Origin of the sequence: Enterococcus hirae ATCC 9790, from assembly GCF_000271405.2 — a bacterium.
Classification (GTDB): domain Bacteria; phylum Bacillota; class Bacilli; order Lactobacillales; family Enterococcaceae; genus Enterococcus_B; species Enterococcus_B hirae.
Map to the genome: position 1 here is coordinate 679,759 of NC_018081.1, position 16,293 is coordinate 696,051.

Genomic DNA, 16,293 nt, shown 5'->3' on the forward strand with positions numbered 1-16,293 from the left:
TATTCAAAAGTTGCCTATTACTTGTTTTCTAGGGCTTTTGAGGCTTGGTCAGCTAATGCAGTAAATGCTGCTGCATCGTGGACAGCTAAGTCGGCTAACATTTTACGGTTGATGTCGATTTCAGCTAATTTCAAACCGTGCATCAATTTTGAGTAGCTCAAGCCATTCATACGTGCTGCTGCGTTGATACGAGCAATCCACAATTTACGGAAGTCGCGTTTCTTTTGACGACGATCGCGATATGCGTAGTTGTATGAATTCATTACTTGTTCTTTTGCTGTTTTAAATAAAGTGTGTTTTGAACCGTAGTAACCTTTTGCTAATTTTAGCATTCTTTTACGACGTTTACGAGTGACTGTTCCACCTTTAACACGTGCCATGTTTAATTCCTCCTAATAAAAATAAATCTTCAAATTTCGATCTTTTTGTTTTTTTATTTCATTTTTGCTAGTTGTTGGCGAATACGTTTGAAGTCGCCACTAGAAACCATGCTTGCTTTACGCAATTGACGGCGTTGTTTTTTAGTTTTACCGTGGAAACGGTGACTTGTAAACGCGCGGAAACGTTTTAATCCGCCTTTACCAGTACGTTTGAAACGTTTTGCTGATCCGCGGTGTGTTTTTTGTTTTGGCATGACTATATTTCCTCCTCAAAATCTTTCGTTATCCGACTATCGACTGTCCAACAGTCAGTGAGTCATTCAAATTACTTACTGTCGTTTTTCGGTGCCAGCGTCAAGAACATGCTGCGTCCGTCCATTTTCGCTTTTTGCTCAACTGTCGCAATATCAGCAGTTTCTTCAGCTAAGCGATCCAAGACTTTTTGACCAATTTCTTTGTGGGTAATGGCACGGCCTTTGAAGCGGATAGAAGCTTTCACTTTATCGCCCTTCTCTAAGAACTTACGTGCATTACGAAGTTTTGTATTGAAGTCATTCACGTCAATTGTTGGACTTAAACGAACTTCTTTAACATTGATCACTTTTTGTTTTTTACGCGCCTCGCGGTCTTTCTTTTGTTGCTCGAAACGGTATTTTCCGTAGTCCATGATTCGCGCAACTGGTGGCTTCGCACTTGGGGCAACTAACACAAGATCTAAATTTGCTTGTTCTGCAATTTTCAATGCTTCTGCTTTTGTCTTAACTCCTAATTGCTCACCATCTGAACCGATCAATCGTAACTCACGTGCACGAATGCCGTCGTTAACCATCATATCCTTTGCTATGGTCATTCACCTCCAAATATTATGAGAGAAAGAAAAGCGTACCGAATATTCGGCAATAAAAAAACGAGTTCTCTTCCAGAACCCGCACGTACTTCACCTAATTCAATAGATGAAAACTATCTAGCCCAGTGACTGAATCAACTAAGGCGAGAAGCGGGTGCTTCTGCTTTTATTTCTCAACTTCAACAGTATAGCAAATCTATATTTTTTTGTCAATCTTTTTCACTAGAGACTCTCGAAACATTCCCTAATCAGTTAATTACTTTAGTTATATACTTGTCCAAATAAAAAACTTTTAGCTATCGAAACACACCCTTCATCAGACACTCAACTTTTTTGGTGACCGTCTTCCTTGAAACTACCGAATCCTACGCCACAATGCGATCAGCATCCAAACTGACAATATCAGACTGATGAATAAGGCGATCCCCCAACCAAAGACAGAATGTGTAAAAGGCAATTGTAGATTCATACCGAAAAAGCCTGTCACAATGGTAGGAACAGTCAGAATCAACGACCAGACTGTCAAAAATTTCATTGTGTCATTTAAGTTGTTGTTCAACAAATTATTATACGTTCCCGAAAGTTGATCAAGGATCTGGGAGGCCAAATTGGTCATTTCCACTGCCTGCTTTGCTTCGATCAATGCATCATCCAATTGTTCCTTCTCTTTTTCAGTGAGCTTTCGATAAATCGCTAATGCTTTGATTTGTTCTAATAACACGACATTTTGTTTTGTACCAGTCACTAGATAAACTAAACCAACTTCGAGGTCAGATAAAGCTAGTAAATTGCGGTTCGTAGTTTTTTCTCGCAACTTTTGGTTTAAGCGTTGTCGTTCACTATTCACTTCTTCAATCAACGGGAAGAAGGAATCTGAAATCAGAAAGAGCGTACGAAAAAGTAAACTATATACATTTATCTCGGAATCTCGATCTAAGATTGAACGAATCAGGCGAATCACATATTCTGTATTTTGAGTCGTAAATGTAAATAGACCATTTTCTTTTAGAATAAATGCTACTGGACTTGTTTCATAGTGGTTTTCGATTTTTTGTTGATGAGGAACATTGGTGACTAAAAGTAAAATATCATCAAGAGTATCATATTCCACACGAGCACGTTCATTTTTGTCTAAAGAATAGGTAAGCATCTCATCACTAATGCCATACTCTTCCTTAAGATTTTTGATTCCCATTACATCATCTCTAGGCACATTCAGCCAAAAATTTTGATCAAAATTAAAAAAATGTTTTTCTCTCATACAGTCCCCTTCTTCCTGTGCTGATAGATTCATTAGGTATCTCACGACGATTCTTCTAAGTATTCTTGGCGAATTTACAAATCATTAGCCCTTCCGACCGCTGTCTCGCTCTTAAAAATAAATAAGCCGATGAAAAGCGAAAATAGCTCTCCTATTTTCAATTTCTTCGGCTTAGCTATCGAAGTTAGATCCTGTCTTCTTTATACTATCATTTTTTATTGGACTCAAGAAACAAAGACTTCTTGACGAATTTCTGCCAACTTTTCTTCAATCATGTTCAGCACTTCTACTTTTGCTTGGGGATCTTCCACAAAATTGAATCGATCGCCATCAATTTGGATTTTGGGACTTTCATTGTACTCGTCATACCATTGATCATAGCGACGATTCAATTCTTTGTAATAATCATATAAGCTTGGATCGAAGGAAAGTTGTTCATATGATCGTCCTCTTTTTTCGATCCGTTCAAGCATCGTATCAAATGAAACACGAATATGAACCAATAAATCCGGATGTTTTTTATGTGCGGCATACGGCAACTCTTCCATCATATTTGCTAATAGCTCGTCATATACTCGAACTTCTGTTTCAGTTGCCCGACCCAAATCAGCATTCAAATGAAAAAGCAAAGAATCTTCATAGATCGAACGATCTAAAACATTGTTGTCTTCTTTCATTGCCTGCTTGATACTTTCAAAACGTTTATTCAAAAAATAGATTTGTAACAAAAACGCATACTGCTCAGGATTGGCATAAAATAAAGGCAATACCTCATTATCCTCGATTGACTCATAAAAAGCTCGACTTCCAAAGTGTTCAGCCATCATTTCTGTTAAACTTGATTTTCCAGCGCCAATGGTACCTGCTAAAACAATCACACTCATTAACCTCCAACTCACTTTATCACTAAATGTTGTGTCTTTTTCCAATTCTTTTTAAATATACCCCCAATATCTGGTGGTGTCAATTAGGAATAACAGGATATTTCCATTCATAAAATTCAATAAAATCTTAAGAAAAAAGAGGTTTTTCAACAGAAAACGTATTCTTTATTTTACTTCTGGGAAGGTTTTAGTAAAATAAAGATGAATTGTTTTTTGAACTTCTATGTTATACAATCTGTTCGTTAGCGCAAAGGATCCAAGGCGCTTTATTTTTTGCTCAAAAAAGTTATGGGAATAAAAGAAGGAGTTAGATTATGGCAAATTATGGCCAAGGGGAATCAAATGGTAAAATTATTCTGATGGGCGAACATGCAGTTGTCTACGGCGAACCGGCAATCGCTTTTCCTTTTCAGGCAGCAAAAGTAGTTGCTTCCTTGAATGAACACATCACTTCGTCAGGAGATCAGCTTGTTTCTTCCTACTATACAGGAATACTGCGTGATGCCCCACATTCGTTAAAAAACATCAAGCAGTTAGTATTCAACTTAAAAAAGGAACTGCAAATTGAGCAATCATTAGAGTTAACTATTCACAGCACTATCCCTGCCGAACGTGGAATGGGCTCAAGCGCTGCAGTAGCTACGGCAGTTACTCGTGCCTTTTACGATTATCTCGAACAACCACTTTCTCGCGAACAGCTCTTGACAAATGTCCAAATTTCAGAAAAAATTGCCCATGGTAATCCTAGTGGTATCGATGCTGCGGCAACAAGCAGTTTAGAACCAATCTACTTTGTGAAAGGACACCCGTTTGATTATTTCTCTTTAAATATCGACGCTTTTTTGATTGTCGCTGATACCGGAATCAAAGGTCAGACGCGAGCAGTGGTCAAAGACGTTGCTCATTTATTTGAAAAAGATCAGCAGAAAGTTGGACAAAAAATCCAACAACTAGGATACTTAACAAGGCAAGCCAAAAAAGCCATTGTTAAAAATAACCCCGAGCATTTAGCCCAAGCGATGAATGAAGCCCAACTAATTTTAAAAAATTTAACGATCAGCAACGATTTTCTTGATGTATTGATCGAAACCGCTAGAGATTCAGGCGCTTTGGGAGCAAAACTAACTGGTGGTGGTCGAGGTGGCTGCATGATTGCGCTAGCTCAAACAAAAACAAAAGCCCAAGAAATCAGCGAAGCCCTCTTACAAGCGGGAGCAGCTGCAACTTGGATTCAAGGATTAGGAGTACATACCTATGTTTAAAGGCAAAGCACGAGCATATACGAATATCGCCCTTATCAAGTACTGGGGTAAAAAAAATGAATCGTTAATTCTCCCGATGAATAACAGCTTATCACTCACATTAGATGCATTTTATACGGAAACTGAAGTCAGCTTTTCAGAAGCTTACACGGAAGACCAATTTTATTTAGATAATCAATTGCAAGATGAAAAAGCAACCAAAAAAATCAGTACTTTTTTGGATATTGTGAGAGAAAAAGCGGGTACCACGAAAAAAGCAAAAGTGATCAGCCAGAATTTCGTTCCGACTGCTGCGGGTTTAGCTTCTTCTGCCAGCGGCTTAGCGGCTTTAGCCGGAGCATGCAACGAGGCATTGAAATTAGGGTTAGATGACCAAGCTTTATCAAGACTGGCTCGTAGAGGATCAGGTTCCGCTTGTCGGAGTATTTTTGGTGGATTTGTTGAATGGGAAAAAGGACACGATGATCAAAGTTCGTATGCTCATCCAATTTCCTCAGACGGTTTTGAAGATCACTTAGCGATGGTCTTTCTATTGTTGAATGAACAAAAAAAGGATGTCTCAAGTCGTGATGGTATGCGCCGAACGGTTGAAACTTCAAGTTTTTATCAAGGATGGTTAGATTCTGTCGAAGCCGATCTTTATCAACTAAAACAAGCAATCAAAACTAAGAACTTTCAACTTCTAGGTGAAACTATGGAACAAAATGGGTTAAAAATGCACGGAACGACATTAGCTGCTCGTCCGCCATTTACCTACTGGTCTCCTGATAGTTTAAAAGCCATGCAAGCGGTACGGGATTTAAGAAATCAGGGGATTCCTTGTTACTTTACTATGGATGCTGGCCCAAATGTGAAAGTGCTAGTTCAAAAAGACCATCTAGATAAGGTCAAAACAACATTTAGTGACTTATTTAGTAGCCAACAAGTCATTTCGGCTTTTGCAGGTCCAGGAATGACGATTATTGAATAAAGGGAGATTTTTATGATTGAAGTATCTGCACCAGGAAAACTTTATATTGCTGGAGAATACGCAGTTGTTGAAACCGGACATCCGGCTATCATCGTAGCCATTGATCAGTTTGTTACTGTAACCGTTGAAACCGCACGAAAAGTCGGCAGCATCCAATCTGAGCAATATAGTGGCATGCCGATTCGTTGGACTCGGCGTGATGGTGAACTTGTCTTGGATATTCGTGAAAATCCATTTCATTATATCCTTGCTGCCATTCGTTTGACTGAAAAATACGCACGAGAAAAAAATATTTTACTTTCTTTTTATGACCTAAAAGTGACAAGTGAATTGGATAGTTCTAACGGACGCAAATACGGTCTAGGCTCAAGTGGCGCCGTAACTGTCGCAACAGTCAAGGCATTGAATATGTTTTATGCGTTAAATCTTACACAGATTGAAATTTTCAAAATTGCTGCACTAGCAAATTTAACGGTTCAAGATAATGGCTCTTGTGGAGATATTGCAGCTAGTTGTTATGGTGGTTGGATTGCTTTTTCAACCTTTGATCACCAGTGGCTCCAAGAACAAGAAAAACAACATACAATCGTTGAACTCATCGAAATGGATTGGCCTGGTTTATCCATTGAGTCTCTTCCGACACCGAAAGATCTGCGTTTACTGATTGGTTGGACTGGCAGTCCTGCATCAACTTCTGATTTAGTCGATCAAGTCCATCGCTCACGTAAGGAAAAAATGGTAGCCTATCAAAAATTTTTACAAGATAGTACCTTATGCGTTCATGAAATGATTAAAGGATTCAAAGAAAATAACATTGATTTGATCCAAGCTATGATTAGAAAAAACCGACAACTACTCCATGAGCTATCTTCAATTACGGGCGTATTGATCGAAACGCCTGCTTTAAATAAATTATGTAGCTTAGCAGAAGAATACGAGGGAGCAGCAAAATCATCTGGAGCAGGTGGTGGCGATTGTGGTATCGTAATCGTGGATCAAAAATCCGGTATCTTGCCTTTGATGAGCGCTTGGGAATTAGCAGAAATTACACCCTTGCCATTACACGTCTATAGTAACCAACGAAAGGAAAAAGGATGAATCGAAAAGATGAACATGTCTCATTAGCTAAAGCTTTTCATAGTAAACAAAAAAATGAATTTGATACGGTTCGAATCGTTCATAACCCCTTACCTGAAGTTTCCATGTCAGAGATTGATCTACATACGACTGTTGCTGGCTTAACTTTAGACTATCCTTTATATATCAATGCTATGACTGGTGGAAGTGAAAAAACTAAAAAAATCAACCATGATTTAGCGATGATCGCAAAAGAAACAAATTTAATGATTGCCACGGGTTCAGTCAGTGCAGCTTTAAAAGATCCTGCTTTAAGCGATTCTTACACGATCATGCGTGACGTTTATCCAGAAGGAAAGATCCTTGCCAACGTAGGAGCCGGCACCTCTTTAGCACGAGCAAAAGAGGCGATTGAACTATTTCAAGCCGATGCTTTACAACTCCATCTCAATGCACCACAAGAATTGGTGATGCCTGAAGGGGATCGTGATTTTTCCAATTGGAAAGAATTGATCAAAGAAATCATCGAAGGCATTTCGGTTCCTTTGATCGTGAAAGAAGTCGGTTTTGGTATGACCAGAGAAACGATTGATGAACTAGCCGAGTTGGGAGTTCAGACAATCGATATCAGTGGCCGAAGCGGAACCAGCTTCACTCAAATCGAAAATGCTCGTCGAAAAAAAAGAGAGTTAGATTATTTAGTCGATTGGGGACAATCAACGGTTACTTCTCTGCTAGAGGCAAACGAAGCCCAACATCAAGTAGAGATTCTTGCTTCTGGTGGTATTCGCAATGCCTTCGACCTCTTCAAAGCACTTTGTCTTGGTGCCAATGCAGTAGGCGTTTCTGGAACGATCTTAACGCATCTCATGACACACGGCGTGGCAGAAACGATCCAACTAGTCCAACAATGGCAAGCAGAACTTCAACGGCTATTGACCATGGTAGGAGCTAAAACTATCCAAGAACTTCATCACCAACCCTTGATCTTATCTGGAACTACTAAAGATTGGTGCGAAGCCCGAGGAATCCCTCTGACCAAATATGGCACACGAAAGAAATAAACAAATCGATTCAACTCAAAAAGGTTGTCCAATCATCGAAAAGATGAATGACGACCTTTTTTGTCTACAAAAATACAAAGTTTTCTTAGAATGAGATTTTCTTATGGCGTTGACTCTATTTTATCCTTCACCAATCACTTCATACTTTTGTTCAAGTTTTCATGCGATAAATAATAGGATACCAATTCTTTTTCATCTGATAAACAAAAATAAAACCTATGTATCTTTGACAAACGGCTATAATTCCATTCCTGGCATCATTGGCGGAGCGCTAGGTTTTATTATACCCATCCCCTTCCCTATCTCAGGACTACTCGTTTCACATACTTTCCCTAGTTCTTTGCTTATTAGATCAGTCAATTGTTTTTTCCCCTGCTGTTTTTCCTGAACTGCTGTTTCACGCTTAAAGTTATCTGGATTGGTTAGTAGATAACTATAAATATCTCTCCAACTCATCTGAAGATCTCGTTCTATTTTTTTCGTTTTTTATCCACTTTACCACCACTAAATAGATTGAGCGTTTTTCCGCCAGGGTTAATCCTGAATCGTATAATTTTTTCTAGCTGCATAGATCTTTTAAGATATAAACGTATTATGACGTAATAGTCTATTTTATTTTGATTAAAACAAGAATTCTTTACATTCCCTAATTTTTTTAACGTTTGATCTAGCTCCTTAAGATTGTGGAGATTATTTTTTAATTGTTGCTTTCGTTGTTTTTCAGTCAATTCTTTAGTAACCAGTTTTAGTTCTTTTGTTGTTACTTTTTCTTTTGCTGCTATATTTTTTTCGGTTGCTGCTTCCTCTTCTGTTACTATATTATTTTTTGTTGCTGCTTCCTCTTTTAGTTTGTCATCCCCCGGTGTATTTTTTTCATCTGCGACAACTTTAGTGTTCACCACGTACTTTAATAAAGAATGATCGATCCATTTTTCACCTCTCCTACCAGTTAAATACTGCATTTCCTTCGTCAGTTTTTTTATCTCAGACTTGCAATTTTTGATTTCTTTTGCTATTTTGTTAAGCTCGTTTTTTTTGCTCTTGATCGTTTCACCATGTACTTGCTTGGTGCTTTTATATAATGCATTTTTTTTGCTTTCACTGCGTTTTGAAGTTCCTGCTCACAGTCTTCCTTTTTTTTATTTGAGTATGCTTTTTCTTATACCAATCCTCTCTTTTCTTAGCCCGTTCTTCAATTTCTCTCTTTAGTTCATGTTTCAACTCTATGTATAGCTCAGTGTATTTGTGTAAGTTTTCAAGTGGTTCTAAGTTTTCCCGCAATTTGACTTCTAATGAATCAACGGTTGACATCAATTGTTCTTTTCCCATATTTTCTTGATTTTTTGTTTTCTCAAATACTGGTTTTGTCATCCTAACAACTTCCTTTCTTTTTTCATTTTTACTTATCTAAAGTAACACGGTTTACTAGTCTTGATAAAACTACTTTTTCTAAAAAAGCGAATTAATCGTTTTTTTCTAACAAAAGAAATTCCTACGCTAGTTCTAACGAGATTGTTCTTCTTTCCGACAAAAAAAGCCCCTCTTTCCAGATCATCTTTATCTGGAAAAGGGGCTTGATTAACTATACTTGTATTGAATTAACCATTATAAGCATCAATAATGATTTGTTTTAGCTCACTGATCAATGGCTCTTTTGGATTTGCTGTTGTACATTGATCTTCATAAGCAAGTTCTGCCATACGGTCAACCGTTGAATCTAAGGTTTCTTGTGTCACACCTTGAGCCTTCAAGCTCATATTGATTCCAACTGATTGTCCTAATTCATAAACTGCTGTTGCTAAAGCTTCAACTAATTCCGCTGTTGTTTGTCCTTTTAACCCTAAGAACTTAGCAATATCTGCATAGTCTGTATCTGCACGGAAGTAATCATATTTAGGGAACATTGCATGTTTTTGTGGATCTTTTGCATTATAGCGGATGATATGTGGTAATAAAATGGCATTTGTACGACCATGTGGGATACCATATTCTCCACCAATTTTATGCGCAACTGAGTGACAAATTCCTAAGAAGGCGTTCGCAAATGCCATCCCTGCCATTGTAGAAGCGTTGTGCATTTTTTCTCGTGATTCCATATCAGGAGTTTTCACTGATTTTTCTAGGTAATCGAAGACTAATTTGATTGCTTGTAAGCTCAATCCTCTTGTATAATCAGAAGCCATAACAGAAACATAAGACTCAATCGCATGAGTTAATACGTCCATCCCTGTATCTGCCGTGACAGAAGCTGGTACTGACATGACAAATTGTGGGTCGACGATTGCTACATCTGGTGTTAATGCATAATCTGCCAATGGATATTTCACATGTGTATCACTATCTGTGATAACGGCAAAAGGTGTTACTTCAGAACCCGTTCCTGAAGTTGTCGGAATACACACAAATTGTGTTTTTTCTGGTTTATCGATCTTATATGTCCGTTTACGGATATCTAAGAATTTTTGTTTTGCTCCAAAGAATGAAGTATCTGGGTGTTCATAGAACATCCACATTCCTTTAGCAGCATCCATTGCAGAACCGCCACCTAATGCAATCACTGTGTCTGGTTTGAAATCAGCCATCAATTTCGTTCCTGCATAGACTGTGTTTGTTGAAGGATTTGGCTCAACTTCTGAGAAGACTTCGATTTTCACATCATTTTTACGTCTTGATAGTACTTCACGAACCGTATCACAGTAACCAAACTGCACCATACCAGGATCACAAACGATCATGACACGCTCTACGTTTTCCATTTTTTCTAAATAAAGCAAAGAGTTCTTTTCAAAGAAGATTTTTGGTGGTAATTTGAACCATTGCATATTATTTCTCCGTTTCGCTACAGTTTTGACATTGATCAAGTTGATGGCACTTACATTTCTAGAAACAGAATTTTTACCATATGAACCACAACCTAAAGTTAGTGAAGGGATCATTTCGTTATAGATATTTCCGATTCCACCTTCTGCTGAAGGAGTATTTACTAAGATACGGCAAGCTTTCATCCGTAGACCAAACTTCACATGCAGCTCTTCATCCTCTGAGTGAATCACTGCAGTATGGCCTAACCCGCCTAAGTTCAACATTCCTTCGCATAATTCAAAGGCATGTTCTGTATTGTTTGCTTTAACCATTGCAAGTACTGGAGAAAGTTTTTCACGTGAAAGAGGGTAATCCGCTCCGACACCTTCTAATTCAGCTACTAACATTTTTGTCCCTTCTGGAACTTTGATGCCAGCTAGTTTTGCAATGTCCATTGCAGAATGTCCAACGATTGCTGGATTTACTGCGTATTTACCTTCATTCATCACTGCATCTTCTAATTTTGAAAGTTCAGCTGGTTTCACAAAATAGACTTGATGTGCTTGGAATTCTGCTTTAACTGCAGCATAGACTTCTTTGTCAACGATTACTGCTTGCTCAGAAGCACAAATCATTCCGTTATCGAACGTTTTAGAAACGATCAAGTCATTCACTGCTCGTTTGATTTTTGCTGTTTTTTCAATATATGCTGGTACATTACCTGGTCCAACACCTAAAGCTGGCTTTCCTGTTGAATAAGCAGATTTTACCATTCCCGCCCCACCAGTAGCTAAAACAATTGCGATCCCTGGATGATTCATCAACATTGAAGTCGCTTCAATCGATGGATGTTCAATCCATTGAATACAATTTTCAGGTGCGCCAGCTGCGATCGCTGCATCACGAACGACACGCGCTGCTTCAGCAGAAGATTTTTGAGCACTTGGATGGAATGCAAAAACGATTGGGTTTCTTGTTTTCAACGCGATCATTGATTTAAAAATTGTCGTTGATGTTGGGTTAGTTGTTGGAGTTACCCCACAAACCACACCAACTGGTTCAGCAATTTCAATCAAGCCTTTTTGAACATCTTCATTGATGACACCAACTGTTTTATCGTGCTTGATGTTATTCCAAATATATTCAGAAGCATACATATTTTTGATCGCTTTATCTTCATAGATTCCACGACCAGTTTCTTCAACTGCCATTTTAGCTAACGGCATATGTTGATCTAATGCTGCCATTGCCATTTCATGCACAATATGATCTACTTTTTCTTGATCAAAGTTTTCCATCTCTTTTAATGCGACATTTGCTTTCGTTGCTAATTCATCAATCATTCCTTGAACATCAATAGTTTTTGGTTGTTCTTTCTCCATTACTTTAGCCATTGTCTTCCTCCTAATGGGTCATGGTTGTTTGTTAATTAATTCACATTCTCATCATACAACAAACCTTTTCAGATGTAAACCTTTATTGTGATTTTTTTCACAGTTTTTTAAATTTCGATTAAATCCTTTATTTATCAGTGTTTTTATTTATTATCCTAATTATCCAAAGTATTTTATCAAAAAAACAGATTATTCAAAGCTTAACAAAGTCAGAGATTTAGGATAAAAAAAGAGCCCGAGACACCGTCTCAGACTCAACTACTAAGCTTTACCTATTTGTTTTCTTTACTATCTTCAGGTGTTTCAACAGTTTCAGTAGCTTCTTCTTTCACTTCTACTGTTTCAGCAACTTTTGGTTCTGTTTTTTCTACCGTATTTACTGTCGAATCATTGGTTACGACAGTTCCAGGTTTAACCGTTTTGATGGCTGCTCGATCGTATTCTAGAAAAATCCCTTCACAATCTATAACAACTGTGCGTTTTTCATTGTCGATCTCTGAAACAACACCATGTAATCCGCCGATTGTAACTACTTCATCGCCTGATTTCATACTGTCTAGTAAATTTTGTCGTTCTTGTTGTTGTTTCTTTTGTGAACGTGACATAAAATACCACATTGCTAAAAGAGCAACGAACATGACTAACATTGGTAATGATCCCATTTTTTTCACCTCACTAACATGTATCTACACACTCAACTTTAGCAGAAAAAGGCGTGAGACACTAGTTTTTTACATAAATTTAGTGAAAAAGATTAGAAACTTTTGGCATTCTCTTTATTAAACCCATATTCCTCAAAAAAGGCTGCTCGAAATTCTAATAAATTGTCATCCATGATCGCTTGACGCACTTGTTTCATCAAGTTTAATAAGAAGTACAAGTTATGGTAAGACGTTAACCGTATCCCAAATGTTTCATCACATTTGATCAAATGACGAATATACGCACGTGTATAATTTTTACATGTGTAGCAGTCACATTTCTCATCGATTGGGCGGAAGTCATGTGCGTATTGTGCATTTTTCACAACTAAGCGTCCCTGCGAAGTCATACAAGTACCATTTCTTGCGATACGTGTAGGCAAGACACAGTCAAACATATCGACTCCTCTAATCACGCCATCAATCAATGAATCTGCTGCACCAACACCCATTAAATAACGCGGTTTATCCTCAGGGATCAATGGTGTTGTAAACTCTAACACACGGTTCATTTCTGATTTAGGTTCGCCAACAGACAAACCACCGATTGAATAGCCAGGGAAATCCATTGAAATCAAATCTTTTGCACTTTGGCGACGTAAATCTTCAAACCCAGCTCCTTGAATGATACCAAATAATCCTTGACGATCAGGATTCAGATGGGCTTTTAAGCCTCGCTCAGCCCAACGTGAGGTTCTTTCCACTGATTTTTTGACATAATCATAGCTTTCATCAAAAGGAGGACATTCATCGAAGCTCATCATGATGTCTGATCCTAATTTATTTTGGATATTAATTGCTTTTTCTGGTGATAAAAACATCCGAGAACCATTTAAATGATTTTTAAAATGGACACCCTCTTCTTCGATGTTACGCATATCGCTTAGCGAGAACACTTGAAAACCACCTGAATCTGTCAAAATCGGTTGATCCCAATTCATGAACTTGTGTAAGCCGCCTGCTTCTTCTACCAAGTCTTCTCCAGGTCTTAACCATAAATGGTACGTATTACTTAAAATGACTCCCGCACCCATTGCTTTTAATTCTTCAGGTGACATGGTTTTGACAGTTGCTAGTGTTCCCACAGGCATAAACATTGGTGTGGGAAATGTCCCATGAGGAGTGATCAATTCACCAAGACGGGCACCGGTATGTTTTTCTTTTTTGATTAAACGATAACGAATGGCAGGTTGTGTCATTCAATTCCCTACTTTCTCTATAATAATCGCATTGACAACTCCCATCATCATAATCGTTCTAACTCTTTTTTGCAAGGGTTCATTGGGTAACAGGTGTTTATTTAACCTTCATTTTTTAAAGAAATTATAATAACAGATAAAAGATAAAGAAAGCCAAATTGTTTCTTCTTTGTTATACTTATGGCATAAATAAAAAGGAGTGAAACTCATGCTATCTTCAAAAGAACTGAAACAACAAGCAAAAGACAGTTTAAAAGGACGCTGGGGACAAGCTGTATTATTGAATTTAGTCCCAACGTTAATCACAATTGCACTCATTATGATCATAGCTATTCCGACCGCTTTATTATTGGCTCATACCTATAATGATCCTGCAGCTGTCCAAGATATGGCAAACAATACCAACGGAGGTGCTGCTTCTAGCGGTGGTGGTATTGTGTCTGGTATTATCAGCGCACTATTTATGAGTGGGATCTCATGGACCTATCTAGATATCCTGCGTGGAACCAAATCGACCATCGAACCATTTAAAGATGCCTTTCGTGGTTTTACAGGATTATTTCTTGGTGGTGTGATTTTACTAGCTATTTTGATTTCGATCTTTACTACTTTATGGGCGTTATTATTCGTTATTCCTGGTATCATCAAAAGTTATTCTTATTCCCAAAGTTACTTCATTTACTATGATGTTATCACTGAAACAGGGGGAAAACCAGGAGTGCTAAATACGATCACTGCTAGTCGTAAATTAATGGATGGCTACAAAGGTAAATTGTTCTGGCTTGATCTATCCTTTATTGGCTGGCATATCTTGGCCATGCTAACTGCTGGAATTGGTTATTTATGGTTAAATCCTTATATTACAGCAACTAAAGCAGCTTTTTATGAACAATTGCCAAAAAACGTATAAAAATCAATGTCCAATGAAACGACCCTCAAAAGTTAGACCAAAAATCTAACTTTTGAGGGTCGTTTCACATGCTTCAGCCGCAGTCGCTTTTTTCATTTCGCTCACTTCTGCTCAGCTTTTAGAACTTCGCCAGTATACGCATCAACTTTGACTGTCTACTTTTTTATTTTTTTTTAATAGTAATTGTCCAATACGATTTTCCTGATTGTCTTTCGAGATACCACATTACTGCTTTTCCTGTCCCAGTCGTTTTTTCAGCTACTTTTTCAGCTACTTCAGTAACTTCCGATAAACTTTTTAAGTTTTTGATATTGAACAGATCTGCGGATTGCTCGGTAGTGGCTTGTTCGTGTTTGTTTCGTATGCGATATACTTTTTTTTTGATGTTCGCTGTTTTAGTTGAAATTCTTACGCTGCATTCTTTAGTTGCATCTCTACCAGTAATTTCGTAATAGTAAGGACCAACAGTCTGACTAACTTTCACAGAAGTAATCGCTTGATTAGGATAACAAGTCTGATAAGTTTCAAGTGCTTCTTTTAATGATACATTGAATTTTTCCGGCTCCTCAATTTCCTCCGCAGATGTGGACGAACTAGAAACATTGGCAACCTTGATTTCTTTCGTTTCATTCCCATAATTTTCATAAGGATAATTAAAAACAAACATCACCAACATCACCAAACTAAAACTAGTTAATACCGTTAAACACCATACAAACAACTTCATCTTTTCCGCTCCTTCACAATCAATTGTTAGATTCTTGAAATGAACGATTAATCGTTCTTTTTTTAGGAGTTTGAGGCTGGATGAATTGAATCCTCCAGCCTCATTGAGAGAATATAAGAGATAAAGCAAATAATATATCCCTATGTCTTTATTCTACTTAAATCTTTCATCTTATTTTTTTTATTTTTTACCATCTAGTCATGAACAAATAAAAAAAAACATATTAGAAAAGCTCCCCCATGGCTTTTCTAATATGTTTCATCATTACTTTTGATGGAAAGGAACGATTTTAGAAGTCAGTGTCACTGATTTCTAAATTTACTGTTACATTTCCACGCAAAGCTTTTGAGTAAGGGCAAACTTGATCTGCTTCTTCAACAAAACGTATTGCTTCATCTTTCGGCATATCTTTGATAAAGACTGTCAAAAGAACTTCTATTGTAAAATCTGCCTCTCCATGATTCAGCAAGGCAACGTTTGCTTTTACTGAACTAGGTTGATTGATGTTCTTTCTAGATAAAACTAATTCTAAGGCACCGTTAAAACAGGCACTATAAGCTGCTGCAAAGAGCTCTTCGGGATTTGTTGCATCCGTGTTTTGGGTTCCAGGTGCTGCGACATCATACAAAAATTTTTTCTCTTGTGAATAAATTTTACCACTACGACCACCTGTATTAATAGTAGCTACCTCATAAATTTTGCTCATAAATTTCGCCCTCCAAAGTTGATTGTAAATATAGTAGTTGGCATCTAGGTAATTGGGTATCACATAAAAGGTTAGTGTATAGGAATGATTGGGTTGTTTACAAGAATAG

Annotated in this window: 18 protein-coding genes and 1 other annotated feature; of the genes, 5 read left to right on the top strand and 13 right to left on the bottom strand. The window is 37.6% G+C overall.

Annotation, left to right across the window (positions count from 1 at the left end; all coding sequences use genetic code 11):
- Window positions 1-17: 17 nt before the first annotated feature.
- The 5 genes from rplT to EHR_RS03325 form a co-directional block, all read right to left on the bottom strand.
- Window positions 18-380 carry a 50S ribosomal protein L20 gene (gene rplT, locus EHR_RS03305; RefSeq protein ID WP_010736890.1) on the bottom strand — a complete coding sequence of 121 codons (363 nt, stop codon included), beginning with the start codon at window positions 378-380 and terminating at the stop codon, window positions 18-20.
- 53 nt (window positions 381-433) lie between these two features.
- Window positions 434-634, bottom strand: coding sequence for a 50S ribosomal protein L35 (gene rpmI / locus EHR_RS03310; protein ID WP_002289309.1), 201 nt, complete (start codon window positions 632-634; stop codon window positions 434-436).
- A 71-nt stretch (window positions 635-705) separates the two neighbouring features.
- Entirely contained in the window at window positions 706-1,230 is a 525-nt protein-coding gene (gene infC / locus EHR_RS03315) for a translation initiation factor IF-3 (RefSeq protein WP_010720284.1), read from the bottom strand.
- 43 nt (window positions 1,231-1,273) lie between these two features.
- Window positions 1,274-1,399, bottom strand: a sequence feature (ribosomal protein L20 leader region).
- A 183-nt stretch (window positions 1,400-1,582) separates the two neighbouring features.
- The gene (locus EHR_RS03320; RefSeq protein ID WP_010736889.1) at window positions 1,583-2,488 is read right to left on the bottom strand and encodes a magnesium transporter CorA family protein; all 906 of its coding nucleotides are present in this window, start codon (window positions 2,486-2,488) and stop codon (window positions 1,583-1,585) included.
- A gap of 224 nt (window positions 2,489-2,712) precedes the next feature.
- Window positions 2,713-3,372, bottom strand: coding sequence for a deoxynucleoside kinase (locus EHR_RS03325; protein WP_025480454.1), 660 nt, complete (start codon window positions 3,370-3,372; stop codon window positions 2,713-2,715).
- Between the two features lie 314 nt (window positions 3,373-3,686).
- On the opposite strand from EHR_RS03325, the gene mvk reads away from it, so the two are divergent.
- Genes mvk through fni form a run of 4 tightly spaced genes read left to right on the top strand, consistent with a single transcriptional unit; the run spans window position 3,687 to window position 7,745 of the window.
- A complete protein-coding gene (mvk, locus tag EHR_RS03330) occupies window positions 3,687-4,634 on the top strand; it encodes a mevalonate kinase (protein WP_010720287.1) in 948 nt (315 codons plus the stop codon).
- Complete coding sequence (mvaD, locus tag EHR_RS03335; RefSeq protein ID WP_010736887.1) at window positions 4,627-5,604, top strand: diphosphomevalonate decarboxylase; 978 nt, start codon at window positions 4,627-4,629, stop codon at window positions 5,602-5,604. Before mvk ends, mvaD begins: the two co-directional genes overlap by 8 nt.
- Window positions 5,605-5,616: 12 nt before the next feature.
- Entirely contained in the window at window positions 5,617-6,702 is a 1,086-nt protein-coding gene (locus tag EHR_RS03340; protein WP_010720289.1) for a phosphomevalonate kinase, read from the top strand.
- On the top strand, window positions 6,699-7,745 hold the full coding sequence (fni, locus tag EHR_RS03345) for a type 2 isopentenyl-diphosphate Delta-isomerase (RefSeq protein WP_010736886.1): 1,047 nt from the start codon (window positions 6,699-6,701) through the stop codon (window positions 7,743-7,745). Before EHR_RS03340 ends, fni begins: the two co-directional genes overlap by 4 nt.
- Window positions 7,746-7,982: 237 nt before the next feature.
- Here fni and EHR_RS03350 read toward each other — a convergent pair whose 3' ends face one another.
- The 6 genes from EHR_RS03350 to tgt form a co-directional block, all read right to left on the bottom strand.
- Window positions 7,983-8,201: a hypothetical protein gene (locus tag EHR_RS03350; RefSeq protein WP_014834333.1), complete on the bottom strand. Its 219-nt coding sequence runs from the start codon at window positions 8,199-8,201 to the stop codon at window positions 7,983-7,985.
- Window positions 8,202-8,215: 14 nt separating this feature from the next.
- Window positions 8,216-8,707, bottom strand: coding sequence for a hypothetical protein (locus tag EHR_RS14210; RefSeq protein ID WP_014834334.1), 492 nt, complete (start codon window positions 8,705-8,707; stop codon window positions 8,216-8,218).
- A 136-nt stretch (window positions 8,708-8,843) separates the two neighbouring features.
- Window positions 8,844-9,116, bottom strand: coding sequence for a hypothetical protein (locus EHR_RS03360; protein WP_014834335.1), 273 nt, complete (start codon window positions 9,114-9,116; stop codon window positions 8,844-8,846).
- A 227-nt stretch (window positions 9,117-9,343) separates the two neighbouring features.
- Window positions 9,344-11,941, bottom strand: a complete 2,598-nt coding sequence (gene adhE / locus EHR_RS03365) for a bifunctional acetaldehyde-CoA/alcohol dehydrogenase (protein WP_010736883.1) — start codon at window positions 11,939-11,941, stop codon at window positions 9,344-9,346.
- Window positions 11,942-12,213: 272 nt separating this feature from the next.
- Window positions 12,214-12,603, bottom strand: coding sequence for a preprotein translocase subunit YajC (yajC, locus tag EHR_RS03370; RefSeq protein ID WP_010720295.1), 390 nt, complete (start codon window positions 12,601-12,603; stop codon window positions 12,214-12,216).
- Between the two features lie 92 nt (window positions 12,604-12,695).
- Window positions 12,696-13,841 carry a tRNA guanosine(34) transglycosylase Tgt gene (gene tgt, locus EHR_RS03375; RefSeq protein WP_010720296.1) on the bottom strand — a complete coding sequence of 382 codons (1,146 nt, stop codon included), beginning with the start codon at window positions 13,839-13,841 and terminating at the stop codon, window positions 12,696-12,698.
- 208 nt (window positions 13,842-14,049) lie between these two features.
- Between tgt and EHR_RS03380 the strand changes: the two genes are divergently transcribed.
- Entirely contained in the window at window positions 14,050-14,751 is a 702-nt protein-coding gene (locus tag EHR_RS03380) for a DUF975 family protein (protein WP_010736882.1), read from the top strand.
- A 163-nt stretch (window positions 14,752-14,914) separates the two neighbouring features.
- Here EHR_RS03380 and EHR_RS03385 read toward each other — a convergent pair whose 3' ends face one another.
- Window positions 14,915-15,478 (bottom strand): hypothetical protein, encoded by a 564-nt coding sequence (locus EHR_RS03385; protein ID WP_014834336.1) that lies wholly within the window; start codon window positions 15,476-15,478, stop codon window positions 14,915-14,917.
- 289 nt (window positions 15,479-15,767) lie between these two features.
- Complete coding sequence (locus tag EHR_RS03390; RefSeq protein WP_010736880.1) at window positions 15,768-16,184, bottom strand: Ohr family peroxiredoxin; 417 nt, start codon at window positions 16,182-16,184, stop codon at window positions 15,768-15,770.
- Between the last annotated feature and the right edge of the window lie 109 nt (window positions 16,185-16,293).